Source organism: Mycolicibacterium madagascariense, from assembly GCF_010729665.1.
Taxonomy (GTDB): domain Bacteria; phylum Actinomycetota; class Actinomycetes; order Mycobacteriales; family Mycobacteriaceae; genus Mycobacterium; species Mycobacterium madagascariense.
Window position 1 is genome coordinate 4,015,825 of sequence record NZ_AP022610.1, and the last position, 19,513, is coordinate 4,035,337.

Annotated in this window: 15 protein-coding genes and 2 pseudogenes; 12 read left to right on the top strand and 5 right to left on the bottom strand. The window is 70.7% G+C overall.

Features of this window, described 5'->3' with window-relative positions:
- The first annotated feature begins 54 nt into the window (after positions 1–54).
- The 11 genes and pseudogenes from G6N60_RS18925 to G6N60_RS18975 all read left to right on the top strand — a co-directional run bounded on the left by G6N60_RS18925 (position 55) and on the right by G6N60_RS18975 (position 12,811).
- Entirely contained in the window at positions 55–981 is a 927-nt protein-coding gene (locus G6N60_RS18925; protein WP_163740128.1) for a choline kinase family protein, read from the top strand.
- A gap of 24 nt (positions 982–1,005) precedes the next feature.
- Positions 1,006–3,465: a GcvT family protein gene (locus G6N60_RS18930; protein ID WP_163740130.1), complete on the top strand. Its 2,460-nt coding sequence runs from the start codon at positions 1,006–1,008 to the stop codon at positions 3,463–3,465.
- A gap of 62 nt (positions 3,466–3,527) precedes the next feature.
- Positions 3,528–4,529, top strand: coding sequence for an AAA family ATPase (locus tag G6N60_RS18935; RefSeq protein ID WP_163740132.1), 1,002 nt, complete (start codon positions 3,528–3,530; stop codon positions 4,527–4,529).
- Positions 4,530–4,549: 20 nt separating this feature from the next.
- Positions 4,550–5,419, top strand: coding sequence for a DUF58 domain-containing protein (locus G6N60_RS18940; RefSeq protein WP_163740135.1), 870 nt, complete (start codon positions 4,550–4,552; stop codon positions 5,417–5,419).
- Positions 5,409–5,882: a hypothetical protein gene (locus tag G6N60_RS18945; RefSeq protein WP_163740137.1), complete on the top strand. Its 474-nt coding sequence runs from the start codon at positions 5,409–5,411 to the stop codon at positions 5,880–5,882. Before G6N60_RS18940 ends, G6N60_RS18945 begins: the two co-directional genes overlap by 11 nt.
- Positions 5,873–6,850: a hypothetical protein gene (locus G6N60_RS18950; RefSeq protein ID WP_163740139.1), complete on the top strand. Its 978-nt coding sequence runs from the start codon at positions 5,873–5,875 to the stop codon at positions 6,848–6,850. Before G6N60_RS18945 ends, G6N60_RS18950 begins: the two co-directional genes overlap by 10 nt.
- Positions 6,847–7,812 (top strand): VWA domain-containing protein, encoded by a 966-nt coding sequence (locus G6N60_RS18955; protein WP_163740141.1) that lies wholly within the window; start codon positions 6,847–6,849, stop codon positions 7,810–7,812. The genes G6N60_RS18950 and G6N60_RS18955 overlap by 4 nt, the downstream gene beginning before the upstream one ends.
- Complete coding sequence (locus G6N60_RS18960; RefSeq protein ID WP_163740143.1) at positions 7,809–8,516, top strand: hypothetical protein; 708 nt, start codon at positions 7,809–7,811, stop codon at positions 8,514–8,516. Before G6N60_RS18955 ends, G6N60_RS18960 begins: the two co-directional genes overlap by 4 nt.
- Before the next feature lie 168 nt (positions 8,517–8,684).
- Complete coding sequence (locus G6N60_RS18965; protein ID WP_163740145.1) at positions 8,685–9,461, top strand: hypothetical protein; 777 nt, start codon at positions 8,685–8,687, stop codon at positions 9,459–9,461.
- A gap of 7 nt (positions 9,462–9,468) precedes the next feature.
- A pseudogene (locus G6N60_RS18970) lies at positions 9,469–10,149 on the top strand (ABC transporter ATP-binding protein); the annotation flags it as partial.
- Positions 10,150–10,312: 163 nt separating this feature from the next.
- Complete coding sequence (locus G6N60_RS18975; RefSeq protein WP_246240845.1) at positions 10,313–12,811, top strand: ABC transporter permease; 2,499 nt, start codon at positions 10,313–10,315, stop codon at positions 12,809–12,811.
- Positions 12,812–12,814: 3 nt separating this feature from the next.
- On the opposite strand, the gene G6N60_RS18980 is transcribed toward G6N60_RS18975, so the two are convergent.
- From G6N60_RS18980 to G6N60_RS18995, 4 genes are all read right to left on the bottom strand, one after another.
- Positions 12,815–13,960, bottom strand: a complete 1,146-nt coding sequence (locus G6N60_RS18980; RefSeq protein ID WP_163740147.1) for a hypothetical protein — start codon at positions 13,958–13,960, stop codon at positions 12,815–12,817.
- Between the two features lie 82 nt (positions 13,961–14,042).
- The gene (locus G6N60_RS18985) at positions 14,043–14,996 is read right to left on the bottom strand and encodes a haloalkane dehalogenase (protein WP_246240847.1); all 954 of its coding nucleotides are present in this window, start codon (positions 14,994–14,996) and stop codon (positions 14,043–14,045) included.
- 175 nt (positions 14,997–15,171) lie between these two features.
- The gene (locus G6N60_RS18990; protein ID WP_163740151.1) at positions 15,172–15,873 is read right to left on the bottom strand and encodes an SDR family oxidoreductase; all 702 of its coding nucleotides are present in this window, start codon (positions 15,871–15,873) and stop codon (positions 15,172–15,174) included.
- 36 nt (positions 15,874–15,909) lie between these two features.
- The gene (locus G6N60_RS18995; protein WP_163740153.1) at positions 15,910–16,779 is read right to left on the bottom strand and encodes an alpha/beta fold hydrolase; all 870 of its coding nucleotides are present in this window, start codon (positions 16,777–16,779) and stop codon (positions 15,910–15,912) included.
- A 403-nt stretch (positions 16,780–17,182) separates the two neighbouring features.
- Here G6N60_RS18995 and G6N60_RS19000 point away from each other — a divergent pair, with 403 nt between their 5' ends.
- The gene (locus tag G6N60_RS19000; protein WP_163740155.1) at positions 17,183–18,817 is read left to right on the top strand and encodes a fatty acyl-AMP ligase; all 1,635 of its coding nucleotides are present in this window, start codon (positions 17,183–17,185) and stop codon (positions 18,815–18,817) included.
- On the opposite strand, the pseudogene G6N60_RS19005 reads toward G6N60_RS19000, so the two are convergent.
- Positions 18,810–19,253: pseudogene (locus G6N60_RS19005) on the bottom strand (DUF222 domain-containing protein); the annotation flags it as partial. The gene G6N60_RS19000 and the pseudogene G6N60_RS19005 sit on opposite strands and share 8 nt — an antisense overlap.
- Positions 19,254–19,513 lie beyond the last annotated feature (260 nt).

The following is a 19,513-nucleotide window of genomic DNA, read 5'->3' on the forward strand; positions in this document are numbered from 1 at the left end:
ACCATGATTCGGATCTCTCCGCCCACCCCTGGCCCGGCCCGGTAGGGTCGACGCGTGCACCCGCTCTCCCTCGACGTCGCCGGGCTCGACGAGCTCCTGGGGCGGTTGCCGACGCTGGCGGGCCTGCCCCGACGGCTCGAGGACCTCCCCGGCGGCCTGACCAATCGCAACGTCAAGGTGACCACGCCGAAGGGCGTCTTCGTCGCCAGGTGCTGTGACACGACGTCGAACCTGTTGGGCATCGACCGCGAGCGGGAATATCTCAACACCAAGGCCGCCGAACGGGCCGGGGTCGGCGCGCCGGTCATCGACTACGCACCCGAACTCGGCATCCTCCTGCTGGGTTACCTGGAGGGAAAGACCCTGTCGGACAGTGACTTCGGACGCGAGGGCGTCATCGCCAAGGCGGCCGCGGCGATCCTGGCGCTGCACCGGGGGCCGCGCTTTCACGGCGACTTCGACATGTTCGAACGGCAGCCGAGTTACCTCGACACCGTGCAGCGCAACGGGTTTCGCATGCCCAGCGACTACCTCGACCACGCGGAGGGGTTCGCCAGGATCCGGGAGGTTCTCGGCACCGGCGACCGGACGACGGTGCCCTGTCACAACGATCTGCTCGCGGGCAACTTCATCGAGGACGGTGACACCGTACGGCTCATCGACTACGAGTACTCCGGCAACAACGATCCGCACTTCGAACTCGGCAACGTGTGGAGCGAATGCGGGCTGACCCTGGACCAGCTCGACGAATTGGTGACCGCCTACCACGGCCGCCGGAGCCGCCGCGCGATCGCGCGGGCCCGCCTGCAGGGCATCGTCGCCAAGTACGGCTGGACCCTGTGGGGATGCATCCAAAGCGCCTCGTGCGCACTGGACTTCGACTTCTGGGGTTGGGCGATGGAGCGCTACGACGGCGCCGTCGCCGAGTTCCGGGGACCCGACTTCGACCGCCTCCTCGCCGACGCGGCCACACCCGACTGAGCCCACCCACCCGATCGGAGCACCATGGCCACCAAACCCCTGCCGGATCGCGCGCGCGTCGTCGTGATCGGTGGCGGCGTCATCGGCACCAGCGTCGCCTATCACCTGACCAAGCTCGGCATCACCGACGTGGTGTTGCTCGAGCAGGGCCAGCTCTCCTCGGGCACGACGTGGCACGCCGCGGGTCTGGTCGGACAGCTGCGGGCCTCGGAGACCCTGACCAGGCTGGTGCAGTACTCCACCGCGCTGTATGCCGAACTCGAGGCCGAGACCGGGCTGTCGGCTGGATACAAGCAGTGCGGGGGCGTGACGGTCGCGCGCACCGAGGACCGCATGACCCACCTGCGCCGCACCGCCACCAGCGCCGCCGCCTTCGGTCTGGAGTGCGAGCTGCTCACGCCGCGGCAGGCGCTCGACCACTACCCGATCATCCGCATCGACGACCTCGTCGGCGCCATCTGGTTGCCCAACGACGGCAAGGCCAACCCCACCGACCTGACGTTCGCGCTGGCCAAGGGCGCCCGCAACCGCGGCGCGGTGGTGATCGAGAGGGTCAGGGTGCTCGACGTGCTGACCCACGCGGGTCGCGTCACCGGCGTACGCACCGACGCGGGCGACGTCGAGGCCGAGATCGTCGTCAACTGTGCCGGGCAGTGGGCCAAGCAGGTCGGCGCGATGGCGGGGGTCAACGTGCCGCTGCACTCCGCCGAGCACTTCTACGTGGTGAGCGAGACCCTCTTCGGGGTGCATCCCGACCTGCCCATCCTGCGCGATCCCGACGGGTACACCTACTTCAAGGAGGAGGTCGGCGGTCTGGTCATCGGCGGCTTCGAGCCGCAGGCCAAGCCGTGGGTGTCCCCCGATGCGATCCCCTACCCGTTCGAATTTCAACTCCTGGAAGAGGATTGGGAGCACTTCGCGATCCTGATGGACAACGCGCTGCTGCGCATCCCGGAGCTCGAACGCACCGGCATCAAGAAGTTCTACAACGGCCCCGAGAGCTTCACCCCGGACAACCAGTTCATCCTCGGCGAGGCACCGGAGGTCGCAAACTTCTTCGTGGGCGCGGGCTTCAACTCGGTCGGCATCGCGACGGCGGGGGGTGCGGGACGGGCACTGGCCGAATGGATCGTCGAAGGGGCTCCGGTCGGTGACCTGACCGGCGTGGACATCCGTCGCTTCGCGCCGTTCCACGGCAACCATCGCTGGCTGCACGACCGCGTCGCGGAAATCCTTGGCGCGCACTACGAAATCCCCTGGCCCAACCGCGAATCGACCACGGCCCGGCCGTTCCGCCGGTCGCCGGTGCACCACCTGCTCGAGTCGGCCGGCGCCCACTTCGGCAGCAGGATGGGCTGGGAGCGGGCCAACTTCTTCGCCCCGGCGGGCGTGGCTCCCGTCCTCGAATATGGTTGGGGCACGCCGAATTGGCTCGCGTGGTCAGCCGCCGAGCAGACCAGCACCCGCACCGGGGTCACGGTGTTCGACCAGACGTCGTTCTCGAAGTACCTCGTCGTCGGGTCGGGCGCCGAGGCCGCACTGCAGTGGCTCTGCACGGCGGACGTCGCCGTACCGGTCGGCCGCACCGTCTACACCGGACTGCTCGACGAGCGGGGGTGCTACCAGTCCGACGTCACCGTCACCCGCACGGGCGCCGAGGAATTCCTCGTCGTCAGCAGTGCGGCCACGACCGAGCGCGACAAGGACCACATTCGCAGGAACCTGCCCGAGGGCGCGACCGCCACCCTGGTCGACGTGACGTCGGCATACGCGGTGTTCGGGGTGATGGGCCCGCGCTCGCGCGAGCTGCTGGCGGAGCTCTCCGACGCCGACCTGACGACGGCCGCGTTCCCGTTCGGCACCAGTCGGATGATCTCGCTGGGCTACGCCACGGTCCGCGCCACCAGGATCACCTACGTCGGCGAGCTCGGCTGGGAACTGTACGTGCCGACCGAGTTCGCGGTGGGCGTGTACGAGGACCTCGTGGCGGCCGGCGCGCGGTTCGGCCTCGCGCGGGGCGGCTACTACGCGATCGAGGCGCTGCGGCTGGAGAAGGGCTACCGCGCGTTCGGCAGGGAGTTGACGCCGAGTGAGAACCCCGTCGAGGCCGGGCTGCTGTTCACCTGCAAGCTCGATACCGACGTCGCGTTCCTGGGCCGCGAGGCGGTCGAGAAGGCCAGGGCCGAGGGACCCCGCAAGAAACTGGTGAGCTTCGCCGTGGAGTCCGCCGAACCGATGCTGTGGGGCGGTGAGCTGATCCTGCGCGACGGCGCCGTGGCCGGACAGGTCACCTCGGGCGCGTGGGGCGAGACGACCGGGGCGTGCGTCGGGCTGGCCTACGTGCGGGCGACCGATCGGGCGACGATCACCGCCGAGTGGGTCGGCGCCGGCAGCTACGAGGTTGAGGTCGCGGGCCGCCGGTATCCGATCACCGTGTCGCTCGCGGCATTGCACGATCCGGCGAACGCGCGCATCCGCGCCTGAGGCGGGTTTCGCCGCCCCGAGGCGGGTAGTACGTAGAGTCGGGACGCCTACCGAAAGGACCCATGACCGAAGCACCCCCACGTCTGAACCAGCGCGACCTGACGGAGGTTCGGCGGATCGTGGATGCCGTGGCCAGCGCGTTCTCCGCGAAGGTCGTCGGACAGCAGCACCTCCGCGAATCCCTGCTCATCGGCCTGCTCGCCGGCGGCCACATCCTGTTGGAGAGCGTTCCCGGGCTGGCGAAGACCACCGCGGCCCGGGTCGTCGCAGAGTCCATCCGCGGTGGCTTCCGGCGCATCCAGTGCACCCCCGACCTGCTGCCCAGCGACATCGTCGGCACCCAGATCTACGAGGCGGCCACCAACTCCTTCGTCACTCAGCTCGGGCCGGTGCACAGCAACATCGTCCTGCTCGACGAGATCAACCGGTCCAGCGCCAAGACGCAGAGCGCGATGCTCGAGGCGATGGAGGAGCGGCAAACCACGATCGCGGGCGTGGAGTACCCGATTCCCGAGCCGTTCCTGGTGATCGCCACCCAGAACCCGGTCGACCAGGAGGGCACCTATCCCCTGTCGGAGGCTCAGACCGACCGCTTCATGATCAAGGAGATCGTGCACTATCCCACCGCCGAGGAGGAGGTGGAGGTCATCGCCAGGATGGACGCCGGACTCTACGACAGGGGTCACCACACCGCCCCGGTCGTCGGCGTCGAGGACATTCGCCGCGTGCAGGCGATGGTAGGCGTCGTCCACATGGACCGCGCCCTGATCCAGTACGCCAGCCACCTGGTGGGCGTGACCCGCGAACCCGATCGCTACCTGCCCGCGAGCACCGCCCGGTTGATCGAGTACGGCGCGAGCCCGAGGGCCACGATCGCGTTCTGCCGGACCGCGCGGGCGCTGGCCGTGCTCAACGGCCGCGGTCACGTCGTCCCCGACGACGTCGCCCGCCTCGCTCACCGCGTGCTGCGGCACCGGTTGGTGCTCGGCTTCGAGGCGGCCACCGCCCGCGTCACCCCCGACGTCGTCGTCGACGCGGTGCTGCGCGCGGTGCCGGTGCCCTGAGGCCGTGGGGTAACCGCATCGTGGGCACCCACCTCGACCGGGCCAAGGCGCACTTCGGCCGCGACACCAGCGGCATGCTCGAAGGCGGCCGGTATGCGCTGATCCACACCCGCAGCCTGGAGTTCGACGACCTGCGGCCCTACGTGCGCGGCGACGACGTCCGCGACATCGACTGGAAGGCCACCGCGCGGTCCGGGCACACCCTGGTCAAGCGCTTCGTCACCGAGAAGCACCACAAGATCGTCGTCGTCGCCGACGCGGGTCGCAACGCCGCGGCGCCCGCGCCCTCCGGTGAACCCAAGGGCGAGGTGGCCGCCAACCTGATCGGGGCGATGGGTCTGATCACCATGCGGCGGTCCGACGAGATCGGGATGGTGTTCGGCGACGTGCGCGGCTGCCGCGAGATCCGGCTGCGCCGCGGTGAGACCCACGTCGAGTACCTGCTGCACCGATTCGTCGAGCACGCCAGCGGCCGGCCCGCCGCCAGCGACGTCGTCACCCAGCTCGAGTGGGTCAGCCGTCACCACCGGCATCCGCGTCTGCTCTTCGTGGTGTCCGACGAGCCCGACGTCGACGACCGGCTGACCGACGTGGTGGGCCGGCTCACCGGACGCCACGACGTGCTGTGGGCCATGGTCGCCGATGCACCCGCGGTCGGCGGCGCCGGGGACGAATCCGACGGTTACGACGTGCGCGACGGCGCCTTCGTCATCGGTCGCGATCTCGGTCCGCGAGTGATCGAGGCCTACCAGAAGGCCGAACGCGAACGGCGACAACGTCTTTCGGCGTTCCTGACCGCCAACGGCATACCCCACGCGGTGGTGCGCGGCAGCGCGTCCATCCGCACCGCGCTGAGCGCCATGACCGAGGTCCACGCCCGTGCCCGATGATCTGCTCCGCCACGTCGTGGGCCCGCAGCCGTATGCGTCGTGGTGGCTGTGGCTGGCGATCGCGCTGACGGTCGCCCTGGTGGCCTTCTACGCCGCGGTGTTCCTGCTGACCGGACCCGGTCGCGGCGGGCGGGAGCTGCCGCTGCTCGGCGCGGCCCGCGAGCGCAGGCTGCGGCAGCGGTCGGCCAGGGCCGTGCGACGCATCGGTGAGCGATACCGCGCGGGCGAACTCGCGGCGGCGCCCGCGGGGACGGCCGCCAGCCACGAGCTGCGCCGGTTCCTGCACCTCGCCACCGGCGTGCCGGCGGAGTACCTGCAGGTGAGCGATCTCGCCGACAGCGAGATCGCGTCAGCGGCACCGGTGTTGGAGCAGTTCGTCGACATCCAGTTCAATTCCGCGTCCGAGGCGGACGTCGCCCGAGTCCTGCGGGACGCCGAGGAGCTGATCCTGTCGTGGACCTGATCTGGATGGGCGCCGCGATCGCGGGGTGCGTCGCGCTGGCGCTGTGCATCGCGGCGGCGCTGCTGCGCCCCATGGAGGACGAGCGGCGTCGGCTGCGGCCCATCGCGAACGCTCACCGTCTCACCGGCCTGCCGGAGTACGTCCGCGCCAAGCGCAGTCGCACCCGACGGGCGGTCCTCACCATCGCGCTGCTGGCGGCGCTGTTCGCCTGCGCGGTCGTCGTGACGTCGCGTCCGACCGGATTGCCCACCGCCGCACGCCAACTCGACGGCGGTGACCCCGAGGACGTCATGGTGTGCGTCGGTGGACCGCCCACCGACCCGGCCGTCGGCGCCGCGCTGGGGTACTTCGCCGACCACGTCGGGGGTTTCGGCACCCAGCGCATCGGGTTGACCTCGCCCAACCGCCGCGTCATCCCCCTCACCCGCGACTACCAGTACGCCAGGGACGTCTTCTCCGGCTACGCCGCCGGGCACAGTGCGGCGGGACCGCTCGACGCGGAGGTGTCCTACGTCGACTACGCCGCGAGCGTGGAGGACGTCGTGGCGTTGTGCCTGACCGGATTTCCCGACTTCGACGCCAAGGCGTCCCAGCGCCGCTCGCTGATCTACGTCGGACCCGGCGAGCTGCGGGCCCCCGGCGAGACCCGTCCCGCGCTGTTCACCGCCGACCGGGTCGACGCCATGGCGACGGCCGCGGGTGCGCAGGTCAACGCGGTGTTCACCGATGCGGGGTCGCCGTCGCTGGCCGCGCTCGCCACGACCACCGGCGGCCGGTCGCTGAGCGCCGACACCGCCGCCGCCGTCGACGCCGGGCTCACCGAGATCCGCGCCCATCCGCCCGCGGTGTCGTTCGACGCCACCGACGCCGAGCGGCGGGCGTCGACCGAATCCCCCGACGTGCCACTGGCGCTCGCCCTGCTGGCCGCCCTCGCCCTGGCCGCCGCCCCGGTGGTGTGGCGCCGATGACCTTCGAGCCGGTGCTGCCGACATGGGTGCTGCTCGGCGTGACCGCGGCCATCGTGATCGCCCGCGTCGTCGCGCTGCGCCAGACCGGCCGGGCCCCGACCTGGCGCTGGGTCGGGCTGACGCTGGCGATGCTGCTGCTGTGCCTGGCCGCCGCCCGCCCGGTGCCGAGCTCCAACGACGACACCGCCACCCGCGTCGCGAACCGGTTGGCGCCCAACGTGTTCCTCGTCGTCGACCGGTCGCCGGACATGGCGGTGGCCGACCAACCCGGCGGTCAGACCCGGATGGCGCGCGCCCGTGCCGACCTTGTCGCGCTCGTCGACCGGTTCCCCGAGGCCAGGGTCGCGGTGATCTCGTTCGGGGCCCGCTCGACGCTGCAGTGGCCGCTCTCGGCCGACACCTGGAGCCTGCGGCCGTCGCTGGCGACCTTCGAGCCGTACGCGTCGGCCCCCGACGCCATCGACCAGACCAACGCGGGGGCGGCCGGAAACATGTTGCGCTACCTCCTGATTGGCGCCCGACAGCAGTACCCGGCCGCCAAGAACCTGGTCTACTACCTGGGCGCCGGTGCGGCCGAGGCCAACGAGCCCGCCCGCGACTTCAACCTGCCCGAGCATGCGGTCGACGGCGGTGCGGTCCTCGGCTACGGCACGACCGCGGGCGGTCCCATCCCCGGAACGGACGTCGCGCGGTCGGCGATCGACGAGCCGGTCCTGCGGGGCATCGCCGCCCAGATCGGCGTGCCCTACGTGAGCCGGGTCGGCGATGCACCCCTGGCCGACGCGGTGCCCCCGGGGCCCACCGAGCCCCGGCCCGCCATCGCGCGCTCGACGGGCCGCGAACGCACCGAGCTCTACTGGATCCCGGCGAGCCTGTCGGCGGTCCTCGTCCTCGTCGAGCTGTACCTGGTGCTGCGCGAATTCCGCAGGACCAGGCTGGTGCAGCGGGACGTGATCGTGTGACGCGCCGGCGACTGCTGCTGTTCTCGGCGCCCGTCGCGGTCGTCGTGCTCCTGGCGGTCATCAAGCTGTGGTCGGTCGTGATCGCCGGCGGCGCGGCCCCCTCCGACTTCGCCAGGGGCGACACCGCCGCCCTGCGCGGTGACGTCGCCGCCCTCAGCGTCGTCGACGTCGTCGAGCCGGCGACGACGTCGTTCGCGGCGGGCACCCTGGCGGTCCTCGACGACCGCCTCACCGACGCACGAGCACACTTCTCCGCGGCGCTCGCGGGCACCGAACCCGCCCGGTCGTGTCCCGTGCGCGTCAACCTCGAACTCGTCGACGAGACCCTCGGCGACCGGGCCGTGGCCGCCGCGGACCCGGCTGGCGCGCTCGTCCACTACCGGGGCGCGCTGAAGGTCGTCACCGAGGCCCCGGGGGGTTGCTTCGCGGGCAGCGCCGACCCCGACGCCGCCCGCCGCGCCGTGCTCGACGCCGCCGGCGGCCGACTCGTGAACAAGATCAATGCCCTTGCGCCTCCTGCCCTTCCACCACCACCGCCCCCGCGGGGGGCCGCCCCGCCGCCACCTCCCCCGGCGTCGACGTCGGCGGGGACGACGGCCGCACCCGACCAACCTCGGCGCCTCGACCCCGGCGCCGGGGACCCGCTCGACCGGCTGCAGCAGATCCTGCGCGACGCGGCCGGCGCGGCGCCGAGCAGCGGCTGAGAGGGCGCCCGCACGGCCTCCTGCTCGTGAAGCGGCTGCCAACCCTGGCGATGGGTTTGCGTCTGGTGGCAACGGATGGCATGGTCGGTCGCAACCCGCGACCGGTTGTTTCACGCTGCGACACACCGACGGGCCCGGACCGCAAGCGATAGGTGGGAGCACCGACGAGTGCCGGACTACGTCTACGACATGTCGGACCACGAGCGCGACGCGCTCACCGCACGATTCCTCAGCACCAAGAAGCTCGGGTGCAATCGCTTCGCGTGCTTCGCCATCGAGGGTGACGATCCGTTCGCGAACATCGCGCGGCAGGTCGAGCGCGAGGTGTTCGAGGACTCCTGGGGCAACGACGCGGAGACGATGGCACAGGAGTACGGCCCCTACGACGACGCCAGTGTCTTCTTCATGGCGGTCGACACCCACGCGGGCGTCCCGGCCGGCGTCCTGCGGATGATCCGCAATTCGCCGCGGGGCCTCAAGACGATCGTGGACCTCGACGACAGCGCCAAGTCGCCCATCGCGCCGGCGGTCATCTCCGTCGATCACGTCATGCGCCACCACGGGATCGACGATCTCGATCGCTGCTGGGACGGTGCCACCGCGGCCATACCGCGCGTCTACCGTCGCCGGCTGGCGGCCACCCACGTGCAAATCATGCGCATCGTCGCCCTCGCCGCGATGCGCGAGAACATCGAACACTTCGTCGCCGTCCTGGACGAACCCGTCGTCAAGGCCGCCCGCGACGTCCTCGGGCTGCCGCTGGAGCCGCTGGCGGGCACGCCGCCGTTCACGCACATGGACGCCCCGAACAACCAGGCCGTCTACGCCCACGTGCCGACGTTGCTGCGGATCGGTCAGCGACGCAACCGCAAGGTCAAGCAGAAGATCCGCGACTGCTTCGCCGAGAAGACCCTGCCCAGCCTGGAAGAGCTCGCCGCCAGGTGACGCCGTGCTGACGGTCGAACTGACGAACGTCGTGCGCGAGTACCGCACCGGCGGTCATACCGTCCGCGCTCTCGACGGCGTGACGATGCACCTCGGCGGCGGCGAGTTCACCTCCATCGTCGGACCGTCGGGCGCGGGCAAGAGCACGCTCCTGCAGCTGCTCGGCGCGCTGGACACCCCCGATTCGGGATCCATCCAATTCAACGGCACCGAGATCTCGACCATGACCGACGAACAGCAGTCGACGTTCCGCCGCCACCAGGTCGGGTTCGTCTTCCAGTTCTTCAACCTCCTGCCGACCCTGACGGCGTGGGAGAACGTGGCCCTGCCGATGCTGCTGGACGGGAAGAAGCTGCGTCACGTGCGCCGTGACGCCGTCCGGCTGCTCGACCGCGTCGGGCTCGGCAATCGCCTCGGCCACCGACCGGCCGAACTGTCCGGCGGTCAGATGCAGCGGGTCGCCGTCGCCCGCGCCCTGATGATGAACCCGCCGCTGATCCTCGCCGACGAGCCGACGGGCAACCTCGACTCGTCGACCGGCGCGGCGATCATGGACCTGCTGTGCCACGTCGCCCACGACGACGGCGCCGAACGGGCGGTCGTGATGGTCACGCACAACCTGGAGTCGGCGTCGCGCACCGATCGCGTCATCACCGTCCAGGACGGCAAGCTGCACTCCGACGTCGTGCCGCAGCCGCTCACCCCGCTCGGCGGGCGGCACGCCGCGGGCATGCGGGAGCAGCAGACGGAGATCATCCCGACCGTGCACCACGGCACGTTCCTGTCCAAGGCGATGGTGTCGGGACCTCCCGCGCGTCGGGGCAGACATTCGGCGCGCCGGTCCTGACGCAGTGCCCCTCGCCGTCCTCAGCCGCGTCGCGGTCCTCAACGTTCGCGAGCTGCGCACCCACTGGGGGCGCGCGCTCGCCTCGATCGCGGTCGTCGCGGTGTCGGCCGCGCTGCTCGTCGCCGTCCTCGGCGTCTCGGGCTCCATCACCGGGTCCATCGACCGGCTCGCCACCAGCATCGGCGGCGACGCCAACCTCGAGGTCTCCGGAATCACCGGCGACGGCATCGACGACGGCATGCTCGACACGGTCGCCAGGGTCGAGAACGTCCGCGCCGCAGTGCCGTTGGTGCGGACCCGCGTCACCGCCGACTCGCGGCCGGCGCTGCTGATCGGCCTCGGCCAGAACGCCGCCGAGCTGCACTCGGATCTGCAGACCGCGATCCAGGACCAGCTGCAGTCCGGCGCGCCGGTCACCTCCGCGCCCAACGGCGTCATCGTGGGCGGCGGCCTCGGAGTCACCAAGGGGCGGCAGCTGCAGATCGCCGGGACGACGGTGACCGCCGCCGCGGTCGTCGACGGTCCCGCGGCCCGGCGTCTCAACGACGCACACTTCGTCATCGCGCCACTGGCTCTGGCGCAACGGATCTCGGGCCGCGACCACCGCCTCGACTCGATCCTCGTCTTCACCGACCCGCGGGCGGACGTCGGTCGGGTGCGCGAGGCGGTGACGGCGGCGCTCGGCGGCCGCGCCGTGGTGTCGACGCCCAGTTTCCGTGCCGCACAGGCCAGTAGCTCGTTCGCCATCCTGCAGGCCATGACGCTGTTGGCGGCGTCGGTGTCGCTCGTGGTGGCCGCGTTCCTCAGCTACAACGCCATGAGCATCGCGATCGCGCAGCGGCGGCCCATCATCTCCACCATGCGCGCCCTGGGCGGGCGCCGGCGCACCATCATGTCCGACATGCTCGGCGAGGCCGCGGTGGTGGGCCTGCTCGGCGGGCTCGTCGGATCGGCGGCAGGCGTGGTCATTGGGCGGCTGGCGATCGGCCGGCTGCCCTCGACGATGGTGCAGACCCTCGACGCCCGCCTCGAATACGTCCTCGCACCGTGGGTGGTACCGGTCGCCGTGACGGCCTGCGTCGTCGCGAGCGTCGCGGCGTCGGCACTGGCGGCCCGGCAGGTGCACGCGGTGGCCCCGATCGAGGCCATGGCGCCCAGCGGGTCGGCGGTCACGGAGGCGGGTTCCGCGCGGCTGCGGGTCGTCGCGGGCGTCGCGGGCGTGGCGCTGCTGGCTGCCACCGTGCTCGTCGTCACCGGCGGCTTCGGACAGCTGGCGATCGTGGCGATCGCGTTGTCGTTCATCGGGTTCAGTGCTTTGTGCTTCGCCCTGTCGGGGCCCATCATCGCGGCCGCCGCGGCGGTGGCCCGCTGCTTCGGGGCGGCGGGCGTGCTGGGCGCGGCCACCATCGAGCGCGCACCCAGGCGCATGTGGGTGGCAATGATGACCGTGCTGACCGCGGTCGTCACCACCGTCGCGGTGACCGGCGCGACGAGCAATGCCGTGGACTCCACGGTCGCCTCGTTCGCCTCGATCGCCAAGGCCGACGTGTGGGTCAGTTCCGCTGCCGCGACCGACTATTCGTCCGCGTTGCTGCCGCCCGGGACGGCCGACGCCGTGGCCGCCGTCCCCGGCGTCGAACGCGTCGTGCCCGACCAGATGGCGTTCGCGACCGTCGGCGCGACGCGGGTGATGCTGCTGGGCATCGCCGCCGACTCACACCGAGACATCTACGCGTCCCTGTCTCCGGGGGACCGTCGGGAGCTGCTCTCCGGCGAGGGCGTCGCCCTCTCGCGCGATCTTGGCAAGTCCATGAATGTCGTTGCCGGACAACAGATCACGTTGCAGACACCCTCGGGACCGCACACGGTGCGGGTGCTGGCGCTGGTGCCCTACTTCTCCGGGATGACCGGCACCGTGGCCATGAGCCTGGACGCCATGCAGGGCTGGTTCGGCAGACCCGGCGCCAGCGATCTGGAGGTCACCGTGGCGCCGGGCGCCGTCCCCGCCGTGGTGCAGGCGGCCATCCGCAAGGTCGTCGCCCCGGAGGCCTTCGTGTACTCCGGCGACGACGCGCTGGCCGGGGTCGCCAGCGCACTGGATCAGGTGATCGCCGTCATCACCGCCATCGCGTGGATCGTCGTCGTGGTGTCGGCCGTCACGCTGCTGAACACGCTCATGCTGTCGGTCCTCGACCGGCGGCGCGAGATCGGCGTGCTGCGCGCGATCGGCGCGACCCGGGCCTTCACGCTCAAGGCCATCCTCGCCGAGGCCGCCGGCATCGGCATCGTCGGCGGCCTGCTGGGGATGATCCTCGGCGCGGCCATCCAGTACCTGACGTCGATCGCCCTGACCGACGTGCTCAGCATCGACGTGACGTGGGCGCCCAGCCCGTCGATGCTCGCCATTGGCCTTGGCGCACTGGCCATTTGCCTGCTGGGCTCGGTACCGCCCGCCGTGCGCGCGGCACGCCTGGACATCGTCGAGGCCGTCAGCGTCGACTGACGCTCAGCGGATGAACCAGGCGAACCAGTCCCGGCTCGACGGCGAGAAGTAGTGTCGCGGAGACACCTTCTCGTCGGGGAAGAGCTTGAAGCTCTGCGGCTGACCCGTGGGCTGCGGGTGGAAGTACGCCCCGCTGACCCAGTCCGGATTGATGTCGAGCTCCATGCCGCGGACGACGCCGGCGTCCTGCAGGATGCGCCCCAGCGTGCACACCGACAGCGCCGGGCCCGCCACGTAGACCTCGACACCGCTTGCGGTGACGCCGAATCCGGAGCGGTTGATGAATGCGGCCTGCCCGATGGTGGCGCCCCACTCCCGCGTTCCGCCGGTCGCGCACGTCTGGTTGAGCTCGCCGCCGTCGATCAGCGGAACCAGGTTCTGTCGCACGCTCACGACGTCGGGGGCCATCCGCACCTCGCGGTTCCAGCTGCCGACGTCGGCGGTGCCGTTGGCGTGCAACACCAGGCTGGCCTCGCCGTCGACGAGTCGGTGCACGGTGCGGCCCTGACTGTAGTAGCCGGGGTGGCTCGGGTCGGTCAACCGGAATCCGCCGTTGAAAACCGCTGCGACACCGCGCATCTCACTCGGTAGCAGAGACGTGGCCGACCGCCATGCCCCACCGGGATCCATGGTGCCGGGCCGCAACTCGCCGCGCACCAGCGTCGGATCCATCCGCAGCACCCCGACCACGAACGAGGTGTGCTGGCCGTCGGGACGCAGCGAGGCCACCTGCACGGCGGGCCTGCCCTGCGAGCTGACGACCGTCTGCCAGCTGCCCTCACCCGGCAGCGCCGTGGAATGACTGAGCGGCGCCAGCGGCACCGACGGCAGGACGCGCGACTCGGCCGCGTGCGGTACCACTCCCGCCGCGGCGGGGATGCCGCCGGGCGGCAGTCCGCCCACGACGGGCTGGTTGCGCAGGTAGACCTGTCGCTCCAGCCAGGTGATCTCGCCGTTGAAGCCGTGCCCGCGCCCCCACTCGGCGAGCTTCGCCGCCACGCTGTCGCTGCCCGGGACCCGCAGCGCGTCCACCACGCAGTAGCCGATGGCCACCCCGAGGACGGTGAGCAGGACGAGGACGATCCGACGCCAGCGCCGTGGCCCGGATCTGATCGAGGGGCTGCCGGACGGGTCGTCGCGCTCGAGCACGCTGACCACCACCCACCCCCTGACCCGTTGCGGACGATTCCTGTGTAGAGGTTGCCAGCGGTTCCTGGCAGGTTGCTGAACGTTAGGTGGATGCCACGAATCGCGCGATGAGCCCGCCCAGCTCCTCCCCGCGCTGCTCCTGCACGAAGTGGCCTGCGCCAGCGATGGTCACGTGGTCCTGCCCTCTCGCCCCGGGGACCCGCCGCTGAAAGACCCCGTCCCACCCCCGGGTTGCCGGATCACCGTCGGAGTAGGCGGTGAGGAACGGTTTGCGCCATTGCTCCAGCACCGCCATCGTGGCGCGCCCGATGACCGCGCCGGGGTCGTTGCGCGTCAGGGGAATCAGCGCGATGAGGTGGCGCAACCCGGCCGTGTAGGACCGATCCGGGAACGGCGCGTCGTAGGCGGCGAGGACGTCGGCGGGTAGCGGGCCCGCGACCGCGTCGAGGAAGAAGCTCGGCACGAGGTCGGGTGCGCGCTGATAGAACCGGACGTAGTCGAGCAGCGTCTCCTCCAGCATCATGCGGCTCTCGCCTACGCCGTGGTGCGCCCAGGTGAGCTCGCCGGCGAGTTCGGGGTCGCACGTGTGCAGGATGGTGTTCGTCGCGACGACCCGCGCGAAGCGATCCTGCTCGCGGGCCAGCACGCTCAGCCCGAGCGGCCCGCCCCAGTCCTGCACGACGAGCGTGACGTCGCGCAGGTCGAGCCGGGTGACCAGGTCGTGCAGCCAGTCGACGTGCCGGGCGAACGTGTAATCCGTTGCCTCGCTGAGCTTGTCGGATCGCCCGTAGCCGATGTTGTCCGGCGCCACGACCCGCAGCCCCGCCTCGGCGAGCACGGCGATCACCCGTCGGTACAGGTACGACCAGGTGGGTTGGCCGTGCAGCAGCAGGACGACCGGCCCGTCGCGCGGTCCGGCGTCCACGAAATGCATTCGCACGGGCTCGATTCGGCGCGCCTGAACCTCGACGTAGTGTGGCGCGAACGGGTAGTCGGGCAGCGTCTCGAACCGCTCGTCGGGCGTCCTGAGGATCACGTCCGCGCGTCCCTCTCGCCCTCTTCTCGCGCGTCGTCCCTCTCGCGCGTGCCCCTCCTCCGCGCACCACTTCCCCGCGCGTCCCTCCCCCGCGCGTCCCTTCCCCGCGAGCAGACGCCAAAGTGCGCCACGCCCGGCGTGTCGCGACGCATTTGCGGCTGCTCGCCAGCGAAAGTCACTGGGCGAGTTGAGGATACAGCGCGGCGACGCCATTCGCGAGACCGGCCCGCACATGGCGACTGGTGTCGTCGGCGAGCACCTCGTACTCCCCCGCCGCGACGGCGTCGAGCGACTGCGCAGCCACGTCGGCGGGGTCGGCCTTCGGTCCGTCCAGACCCGCGCCCATGTCGGTGTCCATCAGGCCGACGTGCAGGGCGGTGACCACGATGCCGCGCTCGACGAGCTGCGCGCGCACCGCGTTGGTCATCGACCAGGCCGCCGACTTCGACGCGCAGTAGCCGCTGATGTCGGGATAGCTGATCCAGGACAGCACCGACAGCACGTTCAGGATGCCGCCACCGCCGTTGCGCTCGATGACGGGCGCGAAGGCCCGCACCATCGACAGCGTGCCGAAGTAGTTGGTGTCCATCTCGCGGCGCGCGCCGTCCAGGTCGCCGGTCAGCAGGTTGACGTTCGCCGCGATGCCCGCGTTGTTGATCAGCAGCGTCACGTCGCCCGCGGCCTCCACGGCGGCCGAGACCGACGCAGGGTCGGTGACGTCCAGGGCGAGCGGCTCCACGCCGTCGACGTCGATCGACGCCGGGTTGCGGGCCCCGCCGTAGACGCGAGCGCCACGTTTCAGCAACTCAAGACTGAATTGCTTGCCAAGCCCACGGTTGGCGCCGGTGACGAGTGCGGTGCAGCGAGAGATGTCCATGACGTCATCCTGCCCCCGGGATCGGTCCGGCGGGCGTCAATCGTCGCCGAGGGCGTCCCGCACCAATGCGGCGAACAGCTCCGGGCTCTCCACCGGGGTGAAGTGACCGGCACCGTCGGCGGGCGTCACGCGCACGTCGGCGAAGAACTCGTCGAGCCGATCCGACCACGCGCGGGGAAAGAGCGGGTCGTGCTCCGGCCACAGCACCGACGTCGGCGTGGCGATGCGATCCTCGGCGGCGGGCGCCTGCTCGGCGAGCGCGGTGACGACCGTTCCCGCGCCGGCGCGATACCAGCCGATCGAGGCGACGAACGCTCCCGGCGGGGAGTACACCTCGACCAGGTGGTCGAGCGCCGCCTCGTCGATGGCGAACGCCGGGCCAGACCAGTGGTCCCAGAAGTGCCGTAGGTAGGACCGAACGGCGTCGGCGTCGCCGTCGATCAGGGCCTCCGACAGCGGCAGCCGGTGCAAGGCCTGATACCAGAACTCGGTTTGCGCGTCGGGTTCGAGCACCCGTCGTCCGACGCCGGGCATGGGCGGGGACAGCACCAGGTGTCGGGCCAACCCCGGGTGCGCCTTGGCGATGGTCTGGGCCACGCGACTGCCGACGTCGTACCCGGCGAGCACGGGACGTTCCAGGCCGAGCTCGTCGATGAGCGCGACGACGCTGCCGGCCTGCGCCGCGGCGCCATACCCCTCGGCGGGATCGACGCGATGGCCATCGGATCGGCCGAAGCCGCGCAGGTCCGGAACCACGACGTCCACGTCGTCGCCGAGCAGCGGGACGACGTCGCGGAAGTCGGTGTGGTCACCGGGCCAGCCGTGCAGCAGCACGACCGGAGCACCCCCGCCGCCGTGGCGTTCGTACGCCAGCCGGAAACCTTCGTGCGGGGAAGACGTCTGCATGGGCTGTCACGTTAGCGACGGAATGGTCGCGTCACCGTCTGCGGGCAAACTTCTGTGGCGTGTCTGTGGCGTCGTTCGGCCAAAGGTGACAACTCGGCCTCGATCGGCTCGCGATTCGAGCGGCACGCCTCAAATGTCGAAGGTGCGCTTGTACAGTCGGGACGTCCGAAGCAATCGACTACCAGCCATTGACGGAACCGCAGCACTTGGGTAAACATCCGTTCGGGGTTATTGTTCCCCATCCGGCGTTGCCACGACTGTCGGTTGCTTGCCCACTCCAGCTGCTCACGCGGCAACGGCGCCCGGTCCCCGCGCTACCTCTACCAAGGTGCTCGACAGGGGGACGAATGTTCGACGATCACACTCGTATCGCCGCTATTGCGCCTGAGCCAGAAGGACTTTCGTGAGTCAGTTCACTGAAACCATGTTCGCCAACGCGAGCTCGAGCCGCAACGGCATGACGACTGGCGACCCGGGAAACCCCGTTCGGCACACCTGGAAAGAGGTCTATGAGCGGGCCAGGCGCATCGCGGGGGGCCTGGCGGCCGCGGGCATCTCGCGCGGTGATGCGGTGGCCGTCCTGGCGGGCGCTCCCGTGGAGATCGCGCCAACGGCGCAGGGCATCTGGATGCGCGGCGGCAGCCTGACCATGCTGCACCAGCCCACCCCGCGCACCGACCTGCAGCGGTGGGCACGCGAGACCACCGACGTCATCAAGATGATCGAGGCCAGGGCGGTCATCGTCTCCGACCCCTTCATGCTCGCCGCCCCGGTGCTGACCGAGCATGGCATCCAGGTGCTGACCGTCGAGGAGCTGCTGGCCAGCGACCCGGTCGACCCCGTCGAGACCGATGACGACGATCTCGCGCTCATGCAGCTGACGTCCGGTTCGACCGGATTCCCCAAGGCCGTGTGCATCTCGCACGCCAACATCGTGGCCAATGCGCACGCGATGTTCGTCGGCGCACGCTTCGACCCCGACACCGACGTCATCGTCAGCTGGCTGCCGTGCTTCCACGACATGGGCATGACGGGATTCCTGACGGTGCCCATGTTCTTCGGCGCGGAGCTGGTCAAGGTCACGCCCATGGACTTCCTGGGCGACATCCTGTTGTGGGCCAAGCTCATCGACAAGTATCGGGGCACCATGACCGCGGCGCCCAACTTCGCGTACAACCTGCTCGCCCGACGACTGCGCCGCCAAGCCACCGAGGGCCAGTTCGACCTCTCGTCGCTGCGGTGGGCGTTGTCCGGCGCCGAACAGGTCGACCCGGCCGACGTCGAGGATCTGTGCGAGGCCGGCGCGCCGTTCGGGCTGCGTCCCGACGCCATCGTGCCCGCCTACGGCATGGCCGAGACCACCGTGGCGGTGTCCTTCACCGAGTGCGGAGCGGGCATGGTGGTCGACGAGGTCGACGCCGACCTGCTCGCCGTGCTGCACCGCGCGGTGCCCGCCACCAAGGGCAACACCCGCCGCCTGGTGGCCCTGGGTCGGCCCATCGATGGACTGCAGGCGCGCATCGTCGACGAGGACGACAACGTGCTGCCCGAGCGCGCCGTCGGCGTCATTCAGGTGCGCGGCAACCCGGTGACCAAGGGCTACGTCACCATGGCCGGTTTCATCGGCGCCCAGGACCGGTTGGGCTGGTATGACACCGGCGACATGGGCTACCTGACCGAGAAGGGCGACATCGTCGTCTGCGGGCGGGTGAAGGACGTCATCATCATGGCGGGCAAGAACATCTACCCCACCGACATCGAACGTGCTGCGACCCGGGTGACCGGCGTCCGACCCGGCTGCTCGGTCGCGGTGCGGCTCGACGCTGGGCTGTCTCGCGAAACCTTCGCCGTCGCAGTCGAATCCAACGACTACGCCGACGCCGCGCAGGTGCGCAGGATCGAGCGCCAGGTCGCCCACGAGGTCTTCGCCGACGTCGACGTCCGACCTCGCAACGTCGTCGTGCTGCAGCCCGGGGTCATCCCGAAGACGCCCTCGGGCAAGCTGCGTCGCGCGCACGCGGTGGCCCTCGTCAACTAGGTCCATCACGCCCGCCGAGGAGGCGTTCGGGGTGGTGGTAGTAGTTGAGCCGGGGTTGGCCGGTGTCGAGTTCTGGGGGTGGGATCCATTGCACCCCTTGGGGTGTGATGGTGACCGTCCAGCCGTATTCGGCGAGGCGGTTGTCCGGTGGGCAGGCCAGGACTTCTTCGTTGACGTTGGTCTGGCCGCCGTTCTTCGCCCAGCCATTGACGTGGTGGACCTGGGTGCCGTAGGCCGGGACGGTGCAGCCGGGTTTGGTGCAGCCGCGGTCTCGGGCGTAGAGCACGATGCGGTGCGCGGGTGGGGCGATGCGCTTGGTGCGCCCGCAGTAGAGGACTTCGTTGGTGTGGCGGTCGAAGACGGTCAGGTAGTGGTAGGCGTGGGATGCCATGCGGATGACGTCACGCATGGGGAGCACGGTGCCCCCGGCGGTGACCGCGGTCCTGGAGGTGGGTGGGCGCGGGGTTGGGGTTGGCGCGGGGGTGCTGTTGGCGTCTGACCCCAGCTCGGCCCCGGTGGGCTCTGTGTCGTTCTGCGGCGCGGCGGCCGGTTCTTGCTCGGCTGCGGGCTCACCCATCGAGGCGGCCGCAGCGGGCTCGGGCTCGGTGGCCGCGGGCTCGCGCTCGGGCTCGGTGGCCGCGGGCTCGGGGTGTGAGTCGACGACGGGCTCGGGCTCGGACGCGGGGTTGGCCGCGG

What these genes read in the sequence shown, in the direction of transcription:
- G6N60_RS18930 (WP_163740130.1), top strand. Translation starts at nt 1,006, where the DNA reads ATGGCCACCAAACCCCTGCCGGATCGCGCGCGCGTCGTCGTGATCGGT.
- G6N60_RS18935 (WP_163740132.1), top strand. Translation starts at nt 3,528, where the DNA reads ATGACCGAAGCACCCCCACGTCTGAACCAGCGCGACCTGACGGAGGTT.
- G6N60_RS18955 (WP_163740141.1), top strand. Translation starts at nt 6,847, where the DNA reads ATGACCTTCGAGCCGGTGCTGCCGACATGGGTGCTGCTCGGCGTGACC.
- G6N60_RS18990 (WP_163740151.1), bottom strand. Translation starts at nt 15,873, where the DNA reads ATGGACATCTCTCGCTGCACCGCACTCGTCACCGGCGCCAACCGTGGG.
- G6N60_RS18995 (WP_163740153.1), bottom strand. Translation starts at nt 16,779, where the DNA reads ATGCAGACGTCTTCCCCGCACGAAGGTTTCCGGCTGGCGTACGAACGC.